Below are 24152 nucleotides of genomic sequence, written 5' to 3' on the forward strand. Positions count from 1 at the left end.
CCGTAAGGTGTGATCAGTTGTGGCCATTTCGCTGTCAGTGGTGCTGCTGTTGGGGATCGTCCTGGTGGTGTTGATACGGGGTGGATCGCTCAAGGGGGGCCCGGCGGTGGTCGCCGTCCTCTTCGGGTTCTTCCTCGCCTCCACCGGCATGGCGGACGACATCCAACGGTTCCTGAACTCCGTGGCGGAGACCATCAACTCGATCCAGTTCTGAGCGGGTTCGCGCATCCGGCGCGGAAGGGCGCCGGTGCCGGTGACAGCCGGCCCCGCCGGCCCGGGGCCCCGGCACGTGGACGCCCCTCATGCGTGCGCCTGCTACGCCCGTCAGCCCTCTGTGCCCGTTGACGGACGATCCGGATCTCTCCGAACCCTTCGCCCTTTCCCCTTCCCCTCTCGTCCCCCCGTCCCCTCCCCGTCCCCTCCCGTCCCGTCTCCCGAAGAAGCCGGCGGCGTGGACCCGGGGATCGTCCGGTGGCCGCGCGAGACCTGTGGACCCGGAGAGCCCGACCGCCGAGGGGTATCGGGCCAATGTCCGGAACATGCCAGACCGCGGCGCCCCGGCCGCGTACGACGTCAGGGCCGTGTCGGCCCGGTGGCCCTCCCGACGGATGAGACCGGACGGGTGGCGTTCCGCCGCCGGATCGCCCGGGCGGGCGGACGCCACCTGGGGAGCGCGTCAACGCATCAGGGCCAGGTCGGAGGAATCGTCCTCCGACCTGGCCCTGAGCCGTCGAGAGCGGGCGACGGGAATCGAACCCGCGTAGCTAGTTTGGAAGACTAGGGCTCTACCATTGAGCTACGCCCGCACAGCGTGCGCCGCAGGTCGGCGACGCGCGGCACTGGAGTATCGTAGCGGGTCGCGGTACCTCGCCGCACACCCGGTGCGCACTCGTCCCGGCGGGCGGGGACGCCATGGGAAATGCGGGCGTCGCGCGGTCCGCGGGCATGTACCCTTCGTGTCGCACCAGACGGGGTGTGGCGCAGCTTGGTAGCGCGTCCGCTTTGGGAGCGGAAGGCCGTGGGTTCAAATCCCGCCACCCCGACCACCCCGCCGGACCACCGGCGAGAGATCACCTTTTGGGGCGTGTACCGGCTGCGGCTAGTATGCAAACTGCGCGCCCGTGTGTCTGCATTGTTACGTCCCTCAAGGGCCGCCGATCCGCTGAGGCTCCGCCGTGTCCGGTGGGGAATGTCAGCAGAACCCCTAAGAAGTCAGCCCCCAAGGAGACCGAACCGTGAAGAGCGCCGTGGAGACCCTGAACCCGACCCGGGTTCGGCTCAGCATCGAGGTGCCCTTCGAGGAGCTCAAGGACAGCCTCGACGCGGCGTACAAGAAGATCAACCAGCAGGTCACGGTGAAGGGGTTCCGGAAGGGCAAGATTCCGGCGCGCGTCATCGACCAGCGGTTCGGCCGCGGTGCGGTTCTGGAGGAAGCGGTCAACGACGCGCTCCCGAAGTTCTACACCGACGCGGTCAACGAGGCCGAGCTGAACGTCCTCGGCCAGCCCGAGGTCGACATCACGGAGCTGAAGGACGGCGAGACGCTGAACTTCACCGCCGAGGTCGACGTCCGCCCGACCATCGAGATCCCGGACTACTCCGGCATCGAGGTCGAGGTCGACGCCGTCGAGGTCGGTGAGGAGGACGTCGACAAGGCCGTCGAGGAGCTGCGCGAGCGCTTCGCGTCGACCGCGCCCGTCGAGCGTGCCGCCGAGGAGGGCGACGTCGTCACCCTCGACCTGGAGGCCAAGGTCGACGGCGAGGTCCTGGAGGACGGTGTCGCGAGCGGCGTCTCCTACACCATCGGCTCCGGCGAGCTGCTGGACGGCATCGACGACGCCGTGAAGGGCCTGGAGGCCGGTGGCGAGGCCACCTTCGCCTCCGAGCTCAAGGGCGGCTCGGCGGCCGGCAAGGAGGCCGAGGTCACCGTCAAGGTCACCCAGGTCGCCAAGCGCGAGCTGCCCGAGCTGGACGACGACTTCGCGCAGCTCGCGTCGGAGTTCGACACCCTCGAGGAGCTCCGCGCCGACAGCCGCAAGCGCCTCGAGAACATGAAGCAGTTCGACCAGGCCACGCAGGCCCAGGAGCGAGTCCTGGAGAAGCTGCTGGAGCTCGTCGAGGTGCCCGTCCCCGAGAAGCTCCTCGAGGAAGAGATCAACACCCGCAAGCACAACCTGGAGCACCACCAGCTCGGCCAGATGGGTCTCGACCTCGAGAAGTACCTGGAGATCCAGGGCAAGACGGCCGAGGAGTTCGACACCGAGACCAAGGAAGCCGCGGTCAAGGGCATCAAGACGCAGTTCGTCCTGGACGAGCTCGTCAACAGGGAGAAGCTGAACGTCAACCAGGAGGAGCTCACCGAGCACCTCATGCGGCGGGCCGCCTCCTCCGGCATGTCCCCCGACCAGTTCGCCCAGGCGGTCGTCGAGGGCGGCCAGGTCCCGATGCTGGTCGGCGAGGTCGCCCGCGGCAAGGCCCTTGCCGCGGTCGTCGAGGCCGCCACCGTCAAGGACACGAACGGCGAGGTCGTGGACCTCGACGACGACGAGGACGAGACCGGGGCCGAGACCTCCACCGAGGCCGCCGCCTCCGAGGAGGAGACCCCCGAGGCCGAGACTCCCAAGGCCGAGGCCGCCGCCTCCGAGGAGAAGAACGAGGCCTGACCGCCTCGCGAGCAGCAGCAGGCCTGCGGGCCCCCGGGACACGTCCCGGGGGCCCGCAGGGCCTTCCAGGGGCGCGGGGAACCGCGCGAGCGACCCACGACGGGCCGCACCCGCCGACGAACAGCGCGCGGCAGACGCGTCCGCGGCCCGCTGGGGGCGGGCCGCGCGGTTCCCCGCGCCCCTTACGGAGCACCCCTTAATCCCTGCTCATCCGGCGGAGCGCATGCGCTCACAGCGAACAGTTCCGTCTCCGGGATTCCCCGGAGGGACCCGCGCGTTAGGGTCCATGAGTACGAGGGCAGGGGAGTCCCCGGAGCCGTCCGACACGGCAAGCACACGGGGTCCCACGCCCCCAGCAGAAGACGTGTAGACGGCCCGGCGCCGTCGTAAGACGAGCAGGTGGATACGTGACGAATCTGATGCCCACAGCCGCCGGCGACCCCATCGGTGGTGGCCTCGGCGACCAGGTCTACAACCGGCTGCTCGGCGAGCGGATCATCTTCCTCGGCCAGGCGGTCGACGACGACATCGCCAACAAGATCACCGCACAGCTGCTGCTCCTTGCCTCCGACCCGGACAAGGACATCTACCTCTACATCAACAGCCCCGGCGGCTCGATCACCGCCGGCATGGCGATCTACGACACCATGCAGTACATCAAGAACGACGTGGTGACGATCGCGATGGGCATGGCGGCCTCCATGGGCCAGTTCCTGCTGAGCGCGGGCACTCCCGGCAAGCGCTTCGCGCTGCCGAACGCCGAGATCCTGATCCACCAGCCCTCGGCCGGCCTCGCCGGCTCCGCGTCGGACATCAAGATCCACGCCGAGCGCCTGCTGCACACCAAGAAGCGGATGGCGGAGCTGACCGCCTTCCACACCGGCCAGACGGTGGAGCAGGTCACCCGCGACTCCGACCGTGACCGCTGGTTCGACCCGGTCGAGGCCAAGGAGTACGGCCTCATCGACGACATCATGCCCACCGCTGCCGGAATGCCGGGCGGCGGCGGCACCGGGGCGGCCTAGGGCGGCCCAGCGCCACCCGGGCGTCGGCACAGGCCGACGCCGGCCCCTCCGAGCCCCCAGCCGACCGCCTCAGCCCTTACCAGGCTCTTCAGGAGACACAGTGAACGACTTCCCCGGCAGCGGACTGTACGCCCGCGCGCAGGCCGAGTACACGGGTCCTCGCGCGGAGTCCCGCTACGTCATCCCGCGCTTCGTCGAGCGCACCTCGCAGGGCGTCCGTGAGTACGACCCGTACGCGAAGCTGTTCGAGGAGCGGGTGATCTTCCTCGGCGTGCAGATCGACGACGCCTCCGCCAACGACGTCATGGCGCAGCTGCTGTGCCTGGAGTCGATGGACCCCGACCGTGACATCTCGGTCTACATCAACAGCCCCGGCGGCTCCTTCACGGCCCTCACCGCGATCTACGACACGATGCAGTTCGTGAAGCCGGACGTTCAGACTGTTTGCATGGGTCAGGCCGCCTCGGCCGCCGCGATCCTCCTGGCGGCCGGCACGCCGGGCAAGCGCATGGCGCTCCCGAACGCCCGCGTGCTGATCCACCAGCCCTACAGCGAGACCGGCCGCGGCCAGGTCTCGGACCTGGAGATCGCCGCCAACGAGATCCTGCGGATGCGCGGTCAGCTGGAAGACATGCTGGCCAAGCACTCGACGACGCCGATCGAGAAGATCCGCGAGGACATCGAGCGCGACAAGATCCTCACGGCCGAGGACGCCCTCTCGTACGGCCTGATCGACCAGATCATCTCGACCCGGAAGATGAACAACGCCGCGGTCGCGTGACGCATCGCTGTATCGTCTGCCGCTCCTTGACGCGGTTCACGACAAAGTGAACCGCGCCAAGGGGGGCCCGAACGAGGGGCCCGGCAAGGTACCGTCGGACATAAGGCAGCACCAGGAGCCGCTGTACCCAGGCGACTCCCAGGCGAAGGGGAAGCACACCGTGGCACGCATCGGTGACGGCGGCGATCTGCTCAAGTGCTCGTTCTGTGGCAAGAGCCAGAAGCAGGTCAAGAAGCTCATCGCAGGCCCTGGTGTGTACATCTGCGACGAGTGCATCGACCTCTGCAACGAGATCATCGAGGAGGAGCTCGCGGAGACGAGCGAGGTGCGCTGGGAGGAACTGCCCAAGCCCCGCGAGATCTACGAGTTCCTCGAGGGGTACGTCGTGGGCCAGGAGTCCGCCAAGAAGGCCCTCTCGGTCGCGGTGTACAACCACTACAAGCGGGTCCAGGCCGGTGAGAACAGCACGGGCCAGAACCGCGAGGACGCCATCGAGCTGGCGAAGTCCAACATCCTCCTGCTCGGTCCCACGGGTTCGGGCAAGACGCTGCTGGCCCAGACCCTGGCCCGCATGCTGAACGTCCCGTTCGCCATCGCCGACGCGACCGCGCTCACGGAGGCGGGGTACGTGGGCGAGGACGTCGAGAACATCCTGCTGAAGCTGATCCAGGCGGCGGACTACGACGTCAAGAAGGCCGAGACCGGCATCATCTACATCGACGAGATCGACAAGGTCGCCCGCAAGAGCGAGAACCCGTCGATCACGCGCGACGTGTCGGGCGAGGGCGTCCAGCAGGCCCTGCTGAAGATCCTGGAGGGCACCACGGCCTCCGTGCCCCCGCAGGGCGGACGCAAGCACCCGCACCAGGAGTTCATCCAGATCGACACGACGAACGTCCTGTTCATCGTGGGCGGTGCCTTCGCGGGCCTGGAGAAGCTCGTCGAGTCCCGCGCGGGTGCCAAGGGCATCGGCTTCGGCGCGACGATCCGCTCCAAGAAGGAGCTGGAGGCGAAGGACCGCTTCGAGGACGTCATGCCCGAGGACCTGGTGAAGTTCGGCATGATCCCCGAGTTCATCGGCCGCCTCCCCGTCATCACGTCGGTCCACAACCTCGACCGCGAGGCCCTCCTCCAGATCCTGGTGGAGCCGCGCAACGCCCTGGTGAAGCAGTACCAGCGCCTCTTCGAACTGGACGGCGTGGAGCTGGACTTCGAGCGCGAGGCCCTGGAGGCCATCGCCGACCAGGCCATCCTCCGCCAGACCGGCGCGCGGGGTCTGCGCGCCATCATGGAGGAGGTCCTCCAGGCGGTGATGTACGAGGTCCCGTCCCGCAAGGACGTGGCCCGCGTGGTCATCACCTCCGAGGTGGTCCGCTCGAACGTGAACCCGACACTGATCCCGCGCGACGCGCGGGGCCGGGGCCCGGGGGAGCAGAAGACCGCGTAGGCGGCAGACCGTGCAGGCGGCGCGTGCGCAGGTGGTGCACGCGAATCCGCCCACACCCGGAAGCGAGTACGGCGAAGGGCCCCGGTCGACCGACCGGGGCCCTTCGCCGTCGTGCGCGTTCGCCGTCGCGCGCGACGGTCAGAGCTTGACGCGGACCTCCTTGCGGACCTTGGCCGTCAGGTCCGCCGCCGCCGTCAGGTCGGCGCCCTTGCCCGCCATGGCGTCGGCCATGTCGATGTTGATGATGACGCCGAGCGTGCTGTGGTCGCCCCAGATGCACACCGGCATGCTGATCGAGGACGGGCCCGCGGCCGTGCCGCCCGCGGCGTCCTCGTTCGTGATCTTGGTTTCCTGGCACTTCAGGACAGCGCCGTCGAGGCCGCCCGGCGAGTAGCTCTTGGGGGAGCCGACGAGCTCGCCCTCCCCCTTGTCCTTCTCGGCGCCCTCCTTGAGGTCGCCGAACATGCCGTCGACGACCTTCTCCGGGTCCTCGATCTCGCCGTAGACGCCCATGAACTGGATCATCCGCTGGGCCAGCGGGTTGTCCTTGTCCCCGGACTGGTATCCCGCGTTGACGTCCTTGGCGTCCTTGACGCCGTGCTTCTCGGCCTTCTTGACGTCGTTCGCGTCGAAACCGCCGCTGCCGGCGCTCTCGCTCTTCTTGTACTCGGTGAGCAGCGTCGCCGGCGTCGTCAGCTTGTGGGGGCCGTCGTCCGCGACGTCCGAGGAGCCGCCTTCGCTGCTCCCGAGGACGAAGTACGCGCCGACCGCGATCGCGGCCACGACCGCCACCGCGCCGACGACGAGACCCGTCTTCTTCCTGCCCCCGCCGGGAGCCGGCGGCATCGGGGCGCCGTAGGGGGCGCCGGGCGGCTGCTGGCCGTACGGGGGCTGCTGGCCGTAGCCGGGCTGCTGCGGCGGGGTCCCGGGAGGGGTCTGCTGGGGGTACCCGTAGCCGGGCTGCTGCTCGGGAGCCTGCTGGGGGTAGCCGTAACCGGGCTGGGGGGCCTGCGGCTGCTGGCCGTAAGGACCCGGCTGACCGTACGGTCCGGGCTGCTGGGGCTGCCCGCCGTACGGGCCCGGCTGGTTGTAGCTCATTCTGGGTTCCCCTCCAGATGCTTATGTGGCTCGAACATCCTCGCCCAGGGAACGGGCTGCCGGAGCACCGGGGGCCGCACCGTTACCAAGTAATCGAGTTTCGGAGCGGGCCCGTGACACCTCTAAACTGGATCCGTGACCGACAACGCTCAGCAGCAGCCACCAGCCGAAGCCCCCGATCTGCCGACCCAGTACACGCCGGCCGAGGTAGAGGGGAAGCTGTACGAGCGCTGGGTCGAGCGCGGTTACTTCGAGGCCGACGCGAAGAGCGACAAGCCCGCGTACACCGTCGTCATCCCGCCGCCGAACGTCACCGGCTCCCTCCACCTGGGCCACGCCTTCGAGCACACGCTGATCGACGCCCTTACCCGCCGCAAGCGCATGCAGGGCTACGAGACGCTGTGGCAGCCCGGCATGGACCACGCGGGCATCGCCACGCAGAACGTCGTCGAGCGGGAGCTCGCCAAGGAGGGCAAGTCCCGCCACGACGTGGGCCGTGAGGCGTTCGTCGAGCGGGTCTGGCAGTGGAAGGCAGAGTCCGGCGGCCGGATCGCCGGCCAGATGCGGCGCCTGGGCGACGGCGTCGCATGGAGCCGTGACCGCTTCACCATGGACGAGGGCCTGTCCCGTGCCGTCCAGACCGTCTTCAAGAAGATGTACGACGACGGCCTGATCTACCGCGCCGAGCGCATCATCAACTGGTGCCCGCGCTGTCTGACGGCCATCTCGGACATCGAGGTCGACTACCAGGACGACGACGGCGAGCTCGTCTCCATCAAGTACGGCGACGGTGAGGACACCGTCGTGGTCGCGACCACCCGCGCTGAGACGATGCTGGGCGACACCGCCGTCGCCGTCCACCCGGACGACGAGCGGTACGCGCACCTCGTCGGCAGGCGGATCAGCCTGCCGCTGACGGGCCGCACGATCCCCGTCGTCGCCGACACGCACGTCGACCCGGAGTTCGGCACCGGCGCCGTCAAGGTCACGCCCGCCCACGACCCGAACGACTTCGCCATCGGCCGGCGCCACGACCTGGAGTCGATCAGCGTCCTGGACGAGCGCGGTGTCATCACGGCCCACGGGCCCTTCGAGGGGCTCGACCGCTTCGAGGCGCGTTCCGCGATCGTCGGCGCGCTGCGCGCCGAGGGCCGGATCGTCGCGGAGAAGCGGCCGTACGTCCACTCGGTGGGCCACTGCTCGCGCTGCCGGACGACGCTGGAGCCGCGGCTGTCCCTCCAGTGGTGGGTGAAGGTCGAGACGCTCGCGAAGGCCGCGGGGGACGCGGTCCGCGACGGCCGCGTGGACATCCACCCCGCCGACCTGTCCCAGCGGTACTTCGACTGGGTCGACAACCTCAACGACTGGTGCATCTCACGGCAGTTGTGGTGGGGCCACCGCATCCCCGTCTGGCACGGCCCGGACGGGGAGACCGTCTGCGTCGGCCCCGACGAGCAGCCGCCGAGCGGCGAGGGCTGGGAGCAGGACACCGACGTCCTCGACACCTGGTTCTCGTCCGGCCTGTGGCCCTTCTCCACGATGGGCTGGCCGGAGAGGACCGCGGACCTGGCGAAGTTCTATCCGAACTCGGCCATGGTCACCGGGTACGACCTGATGTTCTTCTGGGTCGCCCGGATGATGATGTTCGGCCTGTACGTGATGGACGGCGAGGTCCCCTTCCGCACCATCGCGTTCCACGGCATGGTCCGTGACGAGCACGGCAAGAAGATGTCGAAGTCGTACGGCAACACGGTCGATCCGCTGGACTGGATGGACAAGTACGGCTCCGACGCCCTGCGGTTCACACTCGCGCGGGGCGCCAACCCCGGTACCGACGTGCCGATCGGCGAGGACTGGGTCCAGGCGTCCCGGAACTTCGCCAACAAGCTCTGGAACGCGACGCGGTTCGCGCTGATGAACGGCGCCACGACCGAGGGGGAGCTGCCCCCGGCGGAGCGGCTGTCGGCCACCGACCGCTGGATCCTGTCCCGGCTGAACACCGTCGTGGCCGAGGCGGACGCGTACTACGACGACTACCAGTTCGCGAAGCTCGCCGACACCCTGTACCACTTCGCGTGGGACGAGGTCTTCGACTGGTACGTCGAGCTGTCCAAGACGACGTTCATGGCGGGCGGCGCCGCGGCCGACGTCTCGGCACGTGTCCTGGGCGAGGTCCTGGACGTGACGCTGCGCCTGCTGCACCCCGTCGTCCCGTTCGTCACGGAGACCCTGTGGACCACGCTCACCGGCCGTGAGTCCGTCGTGATCGCCGACTGGCCGGCGGACAGCGGGTTCCGCGACACCGCCGCCGAGGCGGAGATCGGGAGCCTCCAGCAGGTGATCACCGAGGTCCGCCGCTTCCGCTCGGACCAAGGGCTGCAGCCCGGTCAGAAGGTCCCGGCCCGCCTGGACCTGTCGGGTACGGGGCTCGCGGCCCACGAGGCGGCCGTCCGCCAGCTGCTGCGGCTTCAGCCGGAGGGCGAGGACTTCAGCGCCACGGCGACGCTCCCGGTCGCCGGTGCCACGGTCGCGCTCGACCTGTCCGGCACGATCGACGTCGCGGCCGAGCGGAAGCGGCTGGCCAAGGATCTTGCCGCCGCCGAGAAGGAGAAGGCCCAGGCGGAGGCGAAGCTCGGCAACGAGGCGTTCCTCGCCAAGGCGCCGGACCAGGTCGTGGACAAGATCCGGGGGCGGCTGGCGAAGGCGGAGGAGGACATCGCGCGGCTGGGGGCGCAGCTGGAGGGGTTGCCGCAGGCGTAGGTTTTTCGGAGGCCCCCGGAACCGTCACGGTTCCGGGGGGCCTCCTGCGTGTGCCTCCGGGGTGTCTTGCCGGGTGCGGGCCGGTGGGGGCCGGTCGCGCCCCGCGGCGGAGCCGCAGATCGATACGGCCCCGCGCCCCGCGGGAGGGCTGTGCCCTCCCGCGGGGCGTTCCTCCGGCTCCGTAGAATGGGGGTGTGAGTGAGCTTCCGCAGGACAGTCGTGGGTCCGATCCGTTCGACGAGATCGTCGAGGCCGAGACGGAGCGCGACCCCGATCTCGCCGTGATCGAGGCCGGCAGCCGCACCCTGCGCACGCAGGGCGGGCCGCCGCAGTCCGACATCCCCGCGCGCCCGGACGACCCCGAGACCGACAAGGCGCTGCGCGAGGTCGAGACCGAGCTCGCCTCGCGGTGGGGCGAGACCAAGCTGGAGCCCTCCGTCGCCCGGATCGCCGCGCTCATGGACGTGCTGGGCGAGCCGCAGCGTGCGTACCCCTCGATCCACATCACGGGGACCAACGGCAAGACGTCGACGGCCCGCATGATCGAGGCCCTGCTCGGCGCCTTCGACCTGCGCACCGGGCGGTACACCTCACCGCACGTCCAGTCGGTCACCGAGCGGATCAGCCTGGACGGGGCGGCGATCCCCGCCGAGCGGTTCGTGGAGACGTACCGGGACATCCAGCCGTACGTCGAGATGGTCGACGCGCGGCAGGAGTACCGCCTCTCCTTCTTCGAGGTGCTCACCGGCATGGCGTACGCGGCCTTCGCGGACGCCCCCGTCGACGTGGCCGTCGTGGAGGTCGGGATGGGCGGCAGCTGGGACGCCACGAACGTCATCGACGGGGACGTCGCCGTGGTGACCCCCATCGACCTGGACCACACGGACCGGCTCGGCGGGACCCCGGGGGAGATCGCCAAGGAGAAGGCCGGGATCGTCAAGCGGGGCGCGACGGTGGTCCTGGCCCAGCAGCCCGTGGACGCCGCCCAGGTGCTGCTCAAGAAGGCCGCCGAGGCCGACGCCACGGTGGCCCGCGAAGGGCTGGAGTTCGGCGTGGTGGGCCGACGGGTCGCCGTCGGCGGACAGCTGCTGACGCTGCGCGGCCTCGGCGGGGAGTACGAGGAGGTGTACATCCCGCTGCACGGGGCGTACCAGGCGCACAACGCCGCGGTGGCGCTCGCCGCCGTGGAGGCGTTCTTCGGCGTCGGGACCCAGCGGCCGGAGCCGCTCGACGCCGACACCGTCCGCAAGGCCTTCGCGTCGGTGGCCTCGCCGGGCCGTCTGGAGGTCGTGCGCCGGTCGCCGACCGTCGTGCTGGACGCCGCGCACAACCCGGCGGGCGCGCGGGCCACCGCCGAGGCGGTCCGCGAGGTCTTCGACTTCAGCCGGCTGATCGGTGTCGTCGGGGCGAGCGGGGACAAGAACGTACGGGGCCTCCTTGAGGCATTCGAGCCGATCTTCACCGAGGTCGTGGTCACCCGGAACTCCAGCCACCGGGCGATGGACGCGGACGCGCTGGCCGCGATCGCCGTCGAGGTGTTCGGGGACGACCGCGTGCAGGTCGAGCCCCGGCTGGACGACGCGCTGGAGGCCGCGATCACGCTGGCCGAGGAAGAGGCCGAGTACGCGGGCGGCGGCGTCCTCGTGACCGGTTCCGTCATCACGGTCGGCGAGGCCCGGCTGCTGCTGGGAAGGGGCTGATCGTGCGTACGCTCTGTGCTTCGACGCTGATCGGTGAGTTCTTCGTCATCGGGTTCGCCGGACTCGTGGCGATGAAGGACCCCGACCTGTCCATGGCCACGGTCTGGACGGTGTGCGGGATCGCGATGGCGCTGTGTCTGCTCCTGTGCGGGGCGATCACCCGCCCGGGAGGTGTCCAGCTGGGCTGGGCCCTGCAGATCGCGCTGATCGCGAGCGGGTTCGTGGTGCCGGTGATGTTCTTCCTGGGCGCGGTCTTCGCCGCGCTGTGGTGGGCCTCGGTCCACTACGGGCGCAAGGTGGAGGAGGCGAGGGCGCGGTTCGCCGCGCAGGCCGGGGCGGGGGGCGGGGCGGCTTAGCCGGGGCTTCGCCGCCCCGGCCCGCGAGGGACCGCCGCCCCGGATGCCGTCCGCGGGTCCGGATGCCGTCCGCGGGCCCGGCGAGGGCTGGTCGCGCGGTTCCCCGCGTCCCTGGAGGGCCCCTGCCCCGCCCCCGGCCGGCGTTCATAGCACCTGACACTGCGTAACGCATGCCGGAACACGCCCTGTAGCCTCGTCATCCGCACATCCGTGACCCGAAGGAGCCACCACCGTGAGCCAGCGCACCCTCGTCCTCCTCAAGCCCGACGCGGTCCGTCGCGGCCTGACCGGCGAGATCATCAGCCGTATCGAGCGCAAGGCCGGCTGGCAGATCACCGCGCTGGAACTGCGCACCCTGGACCAGGACACGCTGGAGCAGCACTACGGCGAGCACAAGGGCAAGCCCTTCTACGAGCCGCTGGTCGACTTCATGGCCTCCGGCCCGGTCGTGGCGCTGGTCGTCGAGGGGGAGCGCGTCATCGAGGGCGTACGGGCGCTCGCGGGCCCGACCGACCCGATCGCCGCCGCCCCCGGTTCCATCCGCGGTGACTTCGGTGTGATCGTCCGCGAGAACCTGATCCACGCCTCGGACTCCGAGGAGTCCGCCGAGCGCGAGATGAAGATCTTCTTCCCCGGCCTCGCCTGACCGGCTCGGCTGCGCGACCCGCCCGCGCGGGGGTCCCGTGGCCAAGCCGCGGTGAAAATCTTCTGAAGCCTTGTCAGACAAGTAGGTGTCCGGCCCACGGTCCCGCAGAATGGTGGATGTTCACCGGCGCACGCGTGCCGATCGGGGGAACGGATTCCCCCGATCGCCCGTCTCCAGGAGCGGGGCCGCGCGTCGTACGGTGACAATGGCGGAGACCCTCGCGCAGTGTTCGTGCAGGCGAGACTACGATGGAGTCTTCACGTCACAGCGCTCACCCTCGCCGTCCTGAAAAGCCATAAAAAGCTCCACTTGGGAAGGCCAGACGAATCCTGATGGGGAACTCAATGTCGTTCATCGGCCGTGACATGGCTGTCGACCTCGGGACCGCCAACACGCTGGTGTACGTCAGGGGTCGCGGGATCGTACTCAACGAACCGTCCGTCGTCGCGATCAACACCAACACCGGTGGCATCCTCGCGGTCGGCGCGGAAGCGAAGAAGATGATCGGACGGACGCCGGGCAACATCGTCGCCGTGCGCCCGCTGAAGGACGGCGTCATCGCCGACTTCGAGATCACCGAGCGCATGCTCCGCTACTTCATCCTGAAGATCCACAAGCGGCGCTACCTCGCCCGTCCCCGCGTCGTCGTCTGCGTGCCCTCCGGCATCACGGGCGTCGAGCGCCGCGCCGTCATCGAGGCGTCGTCCCAGGCCGGCGCCCGCCAGGTGCACATCATCGAGGAGCCGATGGCCGCGGCCATCGGCTCCGGCCTGCCGGTCCACGAGGCCACGGGCAACATGGTGGTGGACATCGGCGGCGGCACCACCGAGGTCGCGGTCATCTCGCTCGGCGGGATCGTCACCGCACAGTCCATCCGCGTGGCCGGCGACGAGCTGGACAACGCGATCATCCAGCACATCAAGAAGGAGTACTCGCTCCTCCTCGGTGAGCGGACGGCCGAGCAGATCAAGATCACCATCGGTTCCGCGTACGACCTCGACACCGACGAGCACACCGAGATCCGCGGCCGGGACCTGGTCTCCGGCCTCCCGAAGACCGTCGTCATCTCGGCGGCCGAGGTCCGCAAGGCGATCGAGGAACCGGTCAACGCGATCGTCGACGCCGTCAAGACCACCCTCGACAAGTGCCCGCCGGAGCTGTCCGGCGACGTCATGGACCGCGGGATCGTCCTGACCGGCGGCGGCGCCCTGCTGCGCGGCCTCGACGAGCGGCTGCGCCGCGAGACGGGCATGCCGATCCACATCGCCGAGGACCCGCTGGACAGCGTGGCGCTCGGCTCCGGCAAGTGCGTCGAGGAGTTTGAGGCGCTCCAGCAGGTGCTGGACGCGCAGCCACGCAGATGACGTAACTCTTCGATTCCGCCGTACGAGATGATCTCCTCTCGTACGGCGGATCGTTGATATCGAGGCATAAGCTCCCCCTACCACCCGCGGGCCACGCCCTCCGGGCGCTCCGGGGTTCTTCGGGACCCAGGTGGGTGGGTCATACATGAATTCCGACGAGGAAGGCACGGCCGTCGCACGTGAGGGACACACGAGAGAGCCGGCTGCTCCTGGTGCTGCTGATCGCCATCGCGTTCGCCTTGATCACGGTGGACATCCGCGGGGGTGAGGACTCCCCGGTCGACGGCGCCCGCCGCGGCGCCGCCACGGTCTTCGGCCCGATCGAGGACGGGGTGGCCACCGCCGTCGACCCCGTCGGCAACGCGATCCAGGCCGTGCGGGACTCCGGTGACCGCCACGACCGCCTCACCCGACTGGAGCGCGACAACGCCGAGTTGAAGGCGAAGCTGGGCAGCGACGAGCGCAACCGCAGCCGTGGCGCGCAGCTCGACAAGATGCTCAAGACGGCGGGCGCCGGGCGGTACGGCATCAAGGGCGCCGAAGTCATCGCCATAGGCGCGGCCCAGGGCTTCTCCTGGACCGTCACCATCGACGCCGGCGCGAACGACGGCATCGAGCGCGACATGACCGTCCTCAACGGAGACGGACTGGTCGGCCGCGTCACCACCGTGGGGCCCAACACCGCCACCGTGCTGCTCGCCAACGACCCCGACTTCACGGTCGGTACGCGCATGGAGTCCACCGACGAACTCGGCTTCGCCTCCGGCCAGGGCGACCGCCCGCTGCGCGTGGAACTGCTCAACGGCAAGGCCAAGATCAAGAAGGGCGACCGGCTGGTCACCTTCGGCTCCCAGGCCGACAAGCCGTTCGTGCCCGGCGTCCCCGTCGGCACGGTCTCCCGCGTCGACCCCTCCGGCGGCGACCTGACCCGCACGATCCACGTCACACCGTTCGTGGCCTTCTCCAAGCTCGACGTCGTCGGCGTCGTCGTCCAGGCCCCGCGCAAGGACCCGCGCGACACGGTGCTGCCGGCCGCGCCCAAGCCCACACCCAGGCCGACCGTGACCGTGACGGTCACGCCCTCGGCGGGCGCGCCCGCCGACGGCCTGCAGCAAGAGCAGTAGGAGCTGATCCCCCATGCGCTTCAACCGAATGCTGCTCTCCACGGCCCTGGTGGTCGTCGCCCTGGTGGTCCAGGTCAGCGTCCTCGCCCGCCTGCACCTGCCGGGCGCCGTACCGGACCTCCTGCTGCTCACCGTCCTCGGCCTCGCCCTGGTCTACGGCCACGTCGGCGGCGCCCTCGTCGGCTTCGGCGCCGGTCTGCTCGCCGACCTGGCCCCGCCCGCCGACCACGCCGCCGGGCGCTACGCCCTCGTGCTGTGCGTCATCGGCTACCTCGCCGGACTCGCCAAGCCCGACAACGGCCAGCTCAAGTCCGCGACCGGCCCCATGGCCGTGGTGGTGGCCGCCGCGGTCGGCTCCACCCTCCTGTACGCGGGGGTGGGCGCCCTCGTCGGGGACACCGCCGCCCGCCATGTCGGCCTGGGCAACCTGCTGTTCACCGCGGCCCTGTACGACCTGCTGCTCGCCCCGTTCGTGGTCCCCGGGATCATGGCGCTGGCCCGGCGCGCGGAGAACGACCCGCTCGCCGACACCGGCGGCTCCGCGAAGTCGGCCGACGTCGCCCCGGGCCTGCTGTCCTCCGGCACGGGCCTGAGCGTCGGCGGCCGGCGCGGCGGACTGAAGGCGAAGGCCGCCAAGGCCCGGATGGCCCGCGCGGGACGCATCAAGGGGGTCAAGCGGCTGTGACGACCGCGCCCACCGCACCGGCCCACCGGACGGGCCGCACGACGGCGGCCCACCGGACGGGCCGCACCGCACCGGCACACCGAACGAGCTGAGGGAGGGAAGCAGTGACCAACATCCCCGAGACCGGCCGGACCCCGCGGGTCCAGATCCGGCTCGTCGTCATCCAGATCCTCGTACTGTCCCTCCTCGGCACCCTCGGCGGACGCCTCTGGTACCTCCAGATCCGCAACGGCGACGAGTACGCCAAGGAGGCATCCGGCAACCACGTCCAGCAGGTCGTCAGCCCCGCCGTGCGCGGCTCGATCCTGGACGCCCGCGGGGTGCCGATCGCCGACAACGAGACCCGCCTCGTGGTCTCCGCGTCCCGGACCGACCTGATGAAGATGAAGGACGACGGCGACGCCGTCCTCACCAAGCTCGCGGCCGTCCTCGGCATGAAGACCTCGGACGTGCTGGACAAGGTCCGGCTGTGCGACTCCAAGACACCGCAGCCCTGCTGGAACGGCTCGCCCTACCAGCCCATCCCCATCACCGACGAGGCCACGCCCAAGCAGGCCCTGCAGATCCGCGAGCGCGCCGAGGACTTCCCCGGCATCACCGCCGAGCCGCAGGCCGTCCGCCGCTACGCCGCCCCCGGCGGGGCCAACACGGCCCAGGTCCTCGGCTACCTCTCGCCCGTCACCGACGAGGAGATCACCAAGGCCGAGCACACCGACTCGCCGTACCTGCGCTCCGACCAGGTGGGCCGCTCGGGCCTGGAGCGCCAGTACGACAAGGAACTGCGCGGCAAGGCGGGCGTCACCCGCTACGAGGTCGACAACCTCGGCCGCGTCATCGGCCAGGCCGAGAGCGACAAGGCCCAGCCCGGCGCGAACGTCGTCACCAGCATCGACTCCCGCGTCCAGCGCGTCGCCGAGTACGAGCTGAACGAGGCCATGAAGGACGCCCGCAAGGAGCACGACAGGAACACCGGGGTGAACTACAAGGCCGACTCCGGCGCCGTGGTCGTCATGGAGAACGCGACCGGCCGCGTCGTGTCGATGGCCTCCAACCCGTCGTACGACCCGAACGCCTGGGTCGGCGGCATCTCCGGCAAGGACTACACCCGGCTCACCGGCAAGGAGTCCAACTACCCGCTCCTGAACCGCGCCATCCAGGGCCAGTCGGCCCCCGGCTCGGTCTTCAAGGTCATCTCGACGGCCGCCGCCATAAAGGCCGGCTACTCCTTCAACGGGCCCTACCAGTGCGGCGCCTCGTACTCCATCGGCGGCCAGGTCTTCAAGAACTTCGAGTCCAAGGGGTACGGCCCGATCAGCCTCGGCCGCGCCCTGGAGGTCTCCTGCGACACCGTCTTCTACAGCCTCGCCCACGAGCAGTGGAAGAAGGACGGCGGCATCAAGCCGAAGAAGGACGCCAAGGACTGGTTCTACCGGACCGCCCACCAGTTCGGCCTCGGCAAGGAGACCGGCATCGACCTGCCCAACGAGGTCACCGGCCGCGTCCCCGACCGCCGGTGGAAGCAGGACTACTGGAAGGCCAACAAGGACGCCTGGTGCAAGTACGGCAAGAAGGGCGGCTCGTACGCCCAGCAGATCGCGTACGAGAACTGCCTCGAAGGCAACAGGATGCGCGCCGGTGACTCCGTCAACTACTCGATCGGCCAGGGCGACACCCTCGTCACCCCGATCCAGATGGCGACGATCTACGGGGCCATCGCCAACGGCGGCACGCTCTACGACCCGACCGTCGGCAAGGCGATCATCAGCGCGGACGGCAGGAACGTCCAGGAGATCAAGCCGAGGTCGCACGGCAGGCTGCCGATGTCGAAGCAGACCCGCGACGAGATAGACGGTGCCCTGGAAGGGGTCGCGACCCGGGGATCGGCCGCCTGGAGGTTCGGCGGCTGGCCGCAGGACGAGATCCCGATGCACGCCAAGACGGGTACGGCCGAGGTCTACGGCAAGCAGACCACCTCGTGGTTCACCACGTACACCAAGGAGTACACGGTCGTCATGACCATCTCCCAGGGTGGTACCGGTTCCGGCGCCTCGGCCCCCGCCGTGCGCAAGATCTACAACGCGCTGTACGGCGTCTCCGAGGACGGCGAGATCGACAGGAGGAAGGCGCTGCTGCCCACGCCGCAGAAGAGCCTGCCGAAGATCGGGAAGGACGGGTCGATCGACGCCCCGAAGGTCGGGGTCTACCCGCCGAAGGACGAGGAGCAGGCCACCGGGGAAGTGCAGCAGCAGGTGGCGTACGAAGGCCCGGCCGCCACCGTGCCCGCCTCCGGCACCGCCACCGACCGGGCCGCCCGCAGGCGCTCGGCGCGCCCCGGGAACCCGAAGAACCCCAAAAAGGGGCGGAGGTCGCTCGTATGACCGGCGCGCACGGCTTCTCCGTCTCCGGGTACGGTCCCGAACGCGCCGGCTGGACCCGGCTGTTCGCCCGCGACTCCCTGGCCCGCAGACTCGACTGGCCGATACTGTTCTCGGCCCTCGCGCTCTCCTTCATCGGCGCGGCCCTCGTCTACTCGGCGACCCGCAACCGCACCGAGCTCAACCAGGGCGACCCGTACTACTTCCTGTTCCGGCACCTGCTCAACACCGGCATCGGCTTCGCCCTGATGATCGGCACGGTCTGGCTGGGCCACCGCACCCTGCGCACGGCCGTACCGATCCTGTACGGCATCTCCGTGCTGCTGGTCCTGCTGGTGCTGACCCCGCTCGGCGCGACCATCAACGGCGCGCACGCGTGGATCGTCATCGGCGGCGGCTTCTCGCTCCAGCCCTCCGAGTTCGTGAAGATCACGATCATCCTGGGCATGGCGATGCTGCTCGCGGCCCGGGTCGACGCGGGCGACAAACCGCACCCCGACCACCGCACGGTCCTGCAGGCGCTGGGCCTGGCCGTCGTACCGATACTGGTCGTCCTGCTCATGCCCGACCTCGGCTCGGTCATGGTCATGGTGATCATCGTGCTGGGGGTGCTGCTCGCCTCCGGCGCCTCCAACCGCTGGATCTTCGGCCTGATCGGGACGGGCGCGCTCGGGGCGGTCGCGGTCTGGCAACTCAAGATCCTCGACGAGTACCAGATCAACCGCTTCGCCGCGTTCGCCAACCCCGAGCTCGACCCGGCCGGCGTCGGCTACAACACCAACCAGGCGCGGATCGCGATCGGCTCCGGCGGCCTGTTCGGCACCGGCCTCGGCAAGGGCTCGCAGACCACCGGCCAGTTCGTGCCCGAGCAGCAGACGGACTTCGTCTTCACCGTCGCGGGCGAGGAACTCGGCTTCGTCGGCGCCGGGCTCATCCTGGTCCTGCTCGGCGTCGTCCTGTGGCGGGCCTGCCGCATCGCCCGCGAGACGACCGAGCTGTACGGCACGATCGTCGCCGCCGGGATCATCGCCTGGTTCGCCTTCCAGTCCTTCGAGAACGTCGGGATGACCCTCGGCATCATGCCGGTCGCGGGCCTGCCCCTGCCCTTCGTCTCGTACGGAGGTTCGTCGATGTTCGCGGTGTGGGTGGCGGTGGGGCTGCTGCAGTCGATCAGGGTGCAGCGACCCATGTCGGCGTGAGCGTTCCACCGGGTTCCCGCGCCCCCTGCGGGGCGCCCCGCAGGGGGCGCGGTTTCCCCCACCGCTCCCGGGGCCTAGATTCAGGTCATGGTGGACACGAAGCGGGAGATTGAGCGCAAGTACGAAGCCGGCGCCGACACGGGACTGTCGAACCTGTCGGATCTGCCGGACCTGACCCGGGTCCGGGGCGTCTCGGCCGTCGTCGACCGGGGCGCCGTCGAACTCGACGCGACCTACTACGACACGACGGACCAGCGCCTCGCCGCCGCGTCCCTCACCCTGCGCCGCCGCACCGGCGGCCACGACGCCGGCTGGCACCTGAAACTCCCCGTCTCCGACGGAGTGCGGGACGAGATCCACGCCCCGCTGTCCGACACCGTGCCGCCCGCCCTCACCGGCCTCGTCCGCTCCCGTACGCGCGACGCCGAACTGGTCCCCGTCGTCCGGCTGCGCTCGGCCCGCGACGTCCGCCACCTCGTCGACGAGTCCGGCGGCCTGCTCGCCGAGATCAGCCTCGACCACGTACGCGCCGAACGGCTCAGCGGCGGCGACGGCACCACCGCGTGGACCGAGATCGAGGTCGAGCTGGCGGACGACGGCGACCCCGCCCTCCTCGACAAGGTCGACAAGAGACTCCGCAAGGCCGGTGTCTCCCGCTCGGCGTCCTCGTCCAAGCTGGCCAGGGCGCTGAGCGAGACGGGCCGCAGGCCGCGCAAGGAGGCCGTCGTGGCGGCGGCGCCGGTCACCGCGGGCGACCACGTCCTCGCGTACGTCCGGGCCCAGCGCGACGCGATCGTCGCGCTCGACCCGGCCGTCCGGCGCGACGTCCACGACGCCGTGCACAGCATGCGCGTCGCCACCCGCCGGCTGCGCAGCACCTTCCGCTCGTACGGCGCCGTCCTGGACCGGACCGTCACCGACCCGGTCCGCGACGAACTGAAGTGGCTGGCGGGGGAGCTGGGCGCCGACCGCGACCGCGAGGTCCTGACCGAGCGGCTCACGGCCGCCCTCGACGGCCTGCCGCGCCCCCTGTTCGCCGGACCCGTCCGCGACCGCCTGCGCACCTGGGCCCAGGCCAGCAGGTCCGGCTCCCGGCACCGTCTCGTCGCGGTCCTCGACGGCGGGCGCTACCTGGACCTCCTCACCACCCTCGACGCGCTGCTCGCCACCCCGCCGCTGCGGAACGCCGCCGCGGACACCACCGGGAAGACGCTCACGAGGACCGTCCGCAAGGACTTCGCACAGCTCTCCGGCCTGGTCGGCGGAGCCGTCGGCCTGCCGCCCGGGGAGACCCGCGACCTCGCGATCCACGAGGCCCGCAAGAAGGCCAAGCGCACCCGCTACGCCGCCGAACTCGCCGCCCCCGTCCTCGGCGAACCCGCGAAGGAACTGGTGCGCGACATGAAGGCCCTCCAGAGCCTGCTCGGCGAGCACCAGGACAGCGTGATGGCCAGGCGGGCACTGCGCGACCTGGCCGACCGGGCACACGCGGCGGGAGAGAGCGCCTTCACCTACGGCGTCCTGTACGGGCGCGAGGAGCACAGGGCCGCGACCGCCGAGGCCGCACTGCCGGAGACATGGGAGTCGATCCACGGCGAGAGCGCCTTCTAGGCGGAGCCGCGCCCTCCAAGGGGCGCGGGGGACCGCGCGCTCGGCCACGACGGACCCGCGGCCGCACGACGACCGGTGTCCGGCGGGTCCCGGGCGGCCGGGGCCCGGCAGGCGGACGAAGGGCACCCCCGGGCACGTTACGCTTGACAGTCACCCCTTGTCAGCTCACGAAGGTTCGCGACATGCCTGCCGAAGCCGCTGCGTCGGTGTTCCCACAGCTCGAAGCCCTGCTCCCGCATGTGCAGAAGCCGATCCAGTACGTCGGCGGAGAGCTCAACTCCACCGTCAAGCCCTGGGAGGCCTGCGACGTCCGCTGGGCGCTGATGTACCCGGACGCGTACGAGGTCGGACTGCCCAACCAGGGCGTCATGATCCTCTACGAGGTCCTCAACGAGCGCGAGGGCGTGCTGGCCGAGCGCACGTACAGCGTCTGGCCGGACCTGGAGGAGCTGATGCGCGAGCACGGCGTCCCGCAGTTCACGGTGGACGCCCACCGCCCGGTGAAGGCGTTCGACGTGTTCGGCCTGTCCTTCTCCACGGAGCTGGGCTACACGAACATGCTGACCGCCCTCGACCTGGCCGGCATCCCGCTGGAGTCGAAGGACCGCGGCCTCGACGACCCGATCGTCCTGGCCGGCGGCCACGCCGCCTTCAACCCGGAGCCGATCGCCGACTTCATCGACGCGGCGATCATCGGCGACGGCGAGCAGGCCGTGCTCGACATGACGGACATCATCCGCGCCTGGAAGGCGGAGGGCCGCCCCGGCGGACGCGAGGAGGTCCTCCTCCGCCTCGCGAGGACGGGCTCGGTCTACATCCCCGCCTTCTACGACGTGGAGTACCTCGCCGACGGCCGTATCGCCCGGGTGGTCCCCAACAGGTCCGGTGTCCCGTGGCGCGTGTCCAAGCACACCGTCATGGACCTGGACGAGTGGCCCTACCCGAAGCAGCCCCTCGTGCCGCTCGCGGAGACCGTCCACGAACGCATGTCGGTGGAGATCTTCCGCGGCTGCACCCGCGGCTGCCGCTTCTGCCAGGCGGGCATGATCACCCGCCCGGTCCGCGAGCGCTCCATCACGGGAATCGGCGAGATGGTCGAGAAGGGCCTGAAGGCGACCGGCTTCGAGGAGGTCGGCCTGCTCTCCCTCTCCTCGGCGGACCACTCCGAGATCGGCGACATCGCCAAGGGCCTGGCCGACCGGTACGAGGAGGACAAGGTCGGACTCTCCCTCCCCTCCACCCGCGTCGACGCCTTCAACGTGGACCTGGCGAACGAGCTGACCCGCAACGGCCGCCGCTCCGGTCTGACCTTCGCCCCCGAGGGCGGCTCCGAGCGCATGCGCAAGGTCATCAACAAGATGGTCTCGGAGGAGGACCTCATCCGGACCGTCTCGACGGCGTACGGCAACGGCTGGCGTCAGGTCAAGCTGTACTTCATGTGCGGCCTGCCCACCGAGACGGACGAGGACGTCCTGCAGATCGCGGACATGGCGATGAACGTGATCGCCGAGGGCCGCAAGGTCTCCGGCCAGAACGACATCCGCTGCACGGTCTCCATCGGCGGCTTCGTCCCCAAGCCCCACACGCCGTTCCAGTGGGCCCCGCAGCTCTCCGCCGAGGAGACGGACGCCCGCCTCACGAAGCTCCGCGACAAGATCCGCGGCGACAAGAAGTACGGCCGCTCCATCGGCTTCCGCTACCACGACGGCAAGCCCGGCATCGTGGAGGGCCTGCTCTCCCGCGGCGACCGCCGCATCGGCTCCGTCATCCGCGCCGTCTACGAGGACGGCGGCCGCTTCGACGGCTGGCGCGAGCACTTCTCGTACGACCGCTGGATGCGCTGCGCCGACAAGACGCTCCCCGCGTTCGGCGTGGACGTCGACTGGTACACCACCCGCGAGCGCACCTACGAGGAGGTCCTGCCCTGGGACCACCTCGACTCCGGCCTGGACAAGGACTGGCTCTGGGAGGACTGGCAGGACGCACTCGACGAGACGGAGGTCGACGACTGCCGGTGGACCCCTTGTTTCGATTGTGGCGTATGTCCTGCCATGTCCACGGAAATTCAGGTGGGCCCGACGGGCAAGAAGCTGCTGCCGCTGACGGTGAAGCAGCCGGTGGCCGGCGGGCACGTCCACTGAGCGGCTCCCGCGTCACGGTCACGCGTCACGGAGGGGTGAGCCGGCGGCGGCACGTTCGAGGACGGACGCAGCGGGAAACCGCGGTGGTGGGTCCGCACGGACCGCCGGCCGGCCCGCTCCCGGCGGGAACCGCCCGCGGCCGGGACACGTACTCTAGGTAGGAGTACGACCGCACTCACGAAGGACTGAGCGACACTGGGCAAGCGACAGCCCGAAGGCCCGCCGCCCGCACCCGCGGTGCAGCGCATCCGACTGCGTTACACCAAGCGCGGCCGCCTCCGGTTCACCAGCCACCGTGACTTCCAGCGTGCCTTCGAGCGGGCGCTGCGCCGGGCCGAGGTGCCCATGGCGTACTCGGCGGGGTTCACGCCGCATCCGAAGGTGTCGTACGCCAATGCCGCACCCACCGGCACGGGCAGTGAGGCGGAGTACCTGGAGATCGCGCTCACCGAGGCGCGCGATCCCGAGACCCTGCGCGCGCTCCTCGACGAGTCGATGCCCGTCGGGCTCGACATCGTCGACGCCGTGGAGGCCCGCACGCCGGGTCTCGCCGACCGCCTCACCGCGTCCGTGTGGGAGCTGCGCCTCGACGGCGTGTCCCCGGCGGACGCGGAGCGCGCGGTCGACGCCTTCACGGCGGCCGGGACCGTCGAGGTGCAGCGCAAGGCGAAGAACGGCATCCGCACCTTCGACGCCCGCGGCCCCGTCGCGGGTCTGGAGGCGCACAGCGCACCGTCGGCGGCACACGGCCCACAGGCTGATAGGCCGACCGGCCAGGCCTGTGCGATACTGCGGCTGGTTGTTCGGCACGTGACGCCTGCCGTTCGACCTGACGACGTCCTGTCCGGTCTCCGAGCTGTGGCCGACCTGGCGCCGCCGGTCCCCGCAGCGGTGACCAGGCTGGCGCAGGGGCTGTTCGATGAAGAGACCGGCACGGTGACCGACCCGCTCGCGCCCGACCGCGAGGCAGCAGCACCCTCCCCGGTCCTTTCCGGGGACACCGCAGTTGCCGCCGCGAAGGCGTCGGTGTAAGGAAGGTCCCGCGTAGGGACGTACGTCGAAGCGCCGCCCTGGTATCCGGGAGCCACCTGGTTCGGGCAGCGCACCGACCACAAGACTTTCGCCAGGCCGTACGCACACAGGGCGTACGGAACCGGCGAGACAGGACACAGAGAGC

18 protein-coding genes and 2 tRNA genes are annotated in these 24152 nt (G+C 70.2%); 18 read left to right on the forward strand and 2 right to left on the reverse strand.

Going from position 1 to position 24152, the window contains the following annotated elements; genetic code table 11:
• Positions 1–19: 19 nt before the first annotated feature.
• Positions 20–214, forward strand: coding sequence for a hypothetical protein (locus KM933_RS15515; protein WP_221352490.1), 195 nt, complete (start codon positions 20–22; stop codon positions 212–214).
• A gap of 521 nt (positions 215–735) precedes the next feature.
• On the opposite strand, the gene KM933_RS15520 is transcribed toward KM933_RS15515, so the two are convergent.
• A tRNA-Gly gene (locus KM933_RS15520) sits at positions 736–806 on the reverse strand.
• A 163-nt stretch (positions 807–969) separates the two neighbouring features.
• Between KM933_RS15520 and KM933_RS15525 the strand changes: the two genes are divergently transcribed.
• From KM933_RS15525 to clpX, 5 genes are all read left to right on the forward strand, one after another.
• Positions 970–1046: transfer RNA gene (locus KM933_RS15525), tRNA-Pro, on the forward strand.
• A gap of 189 nt (positions 1047–1235) precedes the next feature.
• Complete coding sequence (gene tig, locus KM933_RS15530; RefSeq protein WP_221352492.1) at positions 1236–2663, forward strand: trigger factor; 1428 nt, start codon at positions 1236–1238, stop codon at positions 2661–2663.
• 419 nt (positions 2664–3082) lie between these two features.
• Entirely contained in the window at positions 3083–3688 is a 606-nt protein-coding gene (locus tag KM933_RS15535) for an ATP-dependent Clp protease proteolytic subunit (protein WP_037645347.1), read from the forward strand.
• A 100-nt stretch (positions 3689–3788) separates the two neighbouring features.
• Positions 3789–4469: an ATP-dependent Clp protease proteolytic subunit gene (locus KM933_RS15540; protein ID WP_308013415.1), complete on the forward strand. Its 681-nt coding sequence runs from the start codon at positions 3789–3791 to the stop codon at positions 4467–4469.
• 160 nt (positions 4470–4629) lie between these two features.
• Complete coding sequence (gene clpX, locus KM933_RS15545; RefSeq protein WP_107016457.1) at positions 4630–5916, forward strand: ATP-dependent Clp protease ATP-binding subunit ClpX; 1287 nt, start codon at positions 4630–4632, stop codon at positions 5914–5916.
• Between the two features lie 138 nt (positions 5917–6054).
• Here the strand turns inward: clpX and KM933_RS15550 are convergent, their stop codons facing one another.
• Complete coding sequence (locus KM933_RS15550) at positions 6055–7014, reverse strand: hypothetical protein (protein WP_221352493.1); 960 nt, start codon at positions 7012–7014, stop codon at positions 6055–6057.
• A gap of 135 nt (positions 7015–7149) precedes the next feature.
• Between KM933_RS15550 and KM933_RS15555 the strand changes: the two genes are divergently transcribed.
• The 12 genes from KM933_RS15555 (at position 7150) to KM933_RS15610 (ending at position 24007) form a co-directional block, all read left to right on the forward strand.
• Positions 7150–9774, forward strand: a complete 2625-nt coding sequence (locus KM933_RS15555) for a valine--tRNA ligase (RefSeq protein ID WP_221352495.1) — start codon at positions 7150–7152, stop codon at positions 9772–9774.
• Between the two features lie 194 nt (positions 9775–9968).
• Positions 9969–11474, forward strand: coding sequence for a bifunctional tetrahydrofolate synthase/dihydrofolate synthase (gene folC / locus KM933_RS15560; protein ID WP_221352497.1), 1506 nt, complete (start codon positions 9969–9971; stop codon positions 11472–11474).
• A gap of 2 nt (positions 11475–11476) precedes the next feature.
• Entirely contained in the window at positions 11477–11830 is a 354-nt protein-coding gene (locus KM933_RS15565) for a DUF4233 domain-containing protein (RefSeq protein WP_221352499.1), read from the forward strand.
• Between the two features lie 232 nt (positions 11831–12062).
• Positions 12063–12476: a nucleoside-diphosphate kinase gene (gene ndk, locus KM933_RS15570; protein ID WP_221352501.1), complete on the forward strand. Its 414-nt coding sequence runs from the start codon at positions 12063–12065 to the stop codon at positions 12474–12476.
• Between the two features lie 344 nt (positions 12477–12820).
• Positions 12821–13840, forward strand: coding sequence for a rod shape-determining protein (locus KM933_RS15575; RefSeq protein WP_081217257.1), 1020 nt, complete (start codon positions 12821–12823; stop codon positions 13838–13840).
• A 179-nt stretch (positions 13841–14019) separates the two neighbouring features.
• Complete coding sequence (gene mreC, locus KM933_RS15580; RefSeq protein WP_221352503.1) at positions 14020–14964, forward strand: rod shape-determining protein MreC; 945 nt, start codon at positions 14020–14022, stop codon at positions 14962–14964.
• 13 nt (positions 14965–14977) lie between these two features.
• Positions 14978–15649 (forward strand): rod shape-determining protein MreD, encoded by a 672-nt coding sequence (mreD, locus tag KM933_RS15585; RefSeq protein WP_221352505.1) that lies wholly within the window; start codon positions 14978–14980, stop codon positions 15647–15649.
• Positions 15650–15753: 104 nt separating this feature from the next.
• A complete protein-coding gene (mrdA, locus tag KM933_RS15590; protein WP_221352507.1) occupies positions 15754–18027 on the forward strand; it encodes a penicillin-binding protein 2 in 2274 nt (757 codons plus the stop codon).
• Positions 18024–19223: a rod shape-determining protein RodA gene (rodA, locus tag KM933_RS15595; protein ID WP_221352510.1), complete on the forward strand. Its 1200-nt coding sequence runs from the start codon at positions 18024–18026 to the stop codon at positions 19221–19223. The genes mrdA and rodA overlap by 4 nt, the downstream gene beginning before the upstream one ends.
• An 87-nt stretch (positions 19224–19310) precedes the next feature.
• Positions 19311–20834: a CYTH and CHAD domain-containing protein gene (locus KM933_RS15600; RefSeq protein ID WP_221352512.1), complete on the forward strand. Its 1524-nt coding sequence runs from the start codon at positions 19311–19313 to the stop codon at positions 20832–20834.
• A 182-nt stretch (positions 20835–21016) separates the two neighbouring features.
• A complete protein-coding gene (locus KM933_RS15605; RefSeq protein WP_221352514.1) occupies positions 21017–22975 on the forward strand; it encodes a TIGR03960 family B12-binding radical SAM protein in 1959 nt (652 codons plus the stop codon).
• Between the two features lie 237 nt (positions 22976–23212).
• On the forward strand, positions 23213–24007 hold the full coding sequence (locus KM933_RS15610) for a TIGR03936 family radical SAM-associated protein (protein WP_221352516.1): 795 nt from the start codon (positions 23213–23215) through the stop codon (positions 24005–24007).
• Positions 24008–24152: the final 145 nt, after the last annotated feature.

Origin of the sequence: Streptomyces beigongshangae, from assembly GCF_019710745.1 — a bacterium.
GTDB lineage: Bacteria > Actinomycetota > Actinomycetes > Streptomycetales > Streptomycetaceae > Streptomyces > Streptomyces beigongshangae.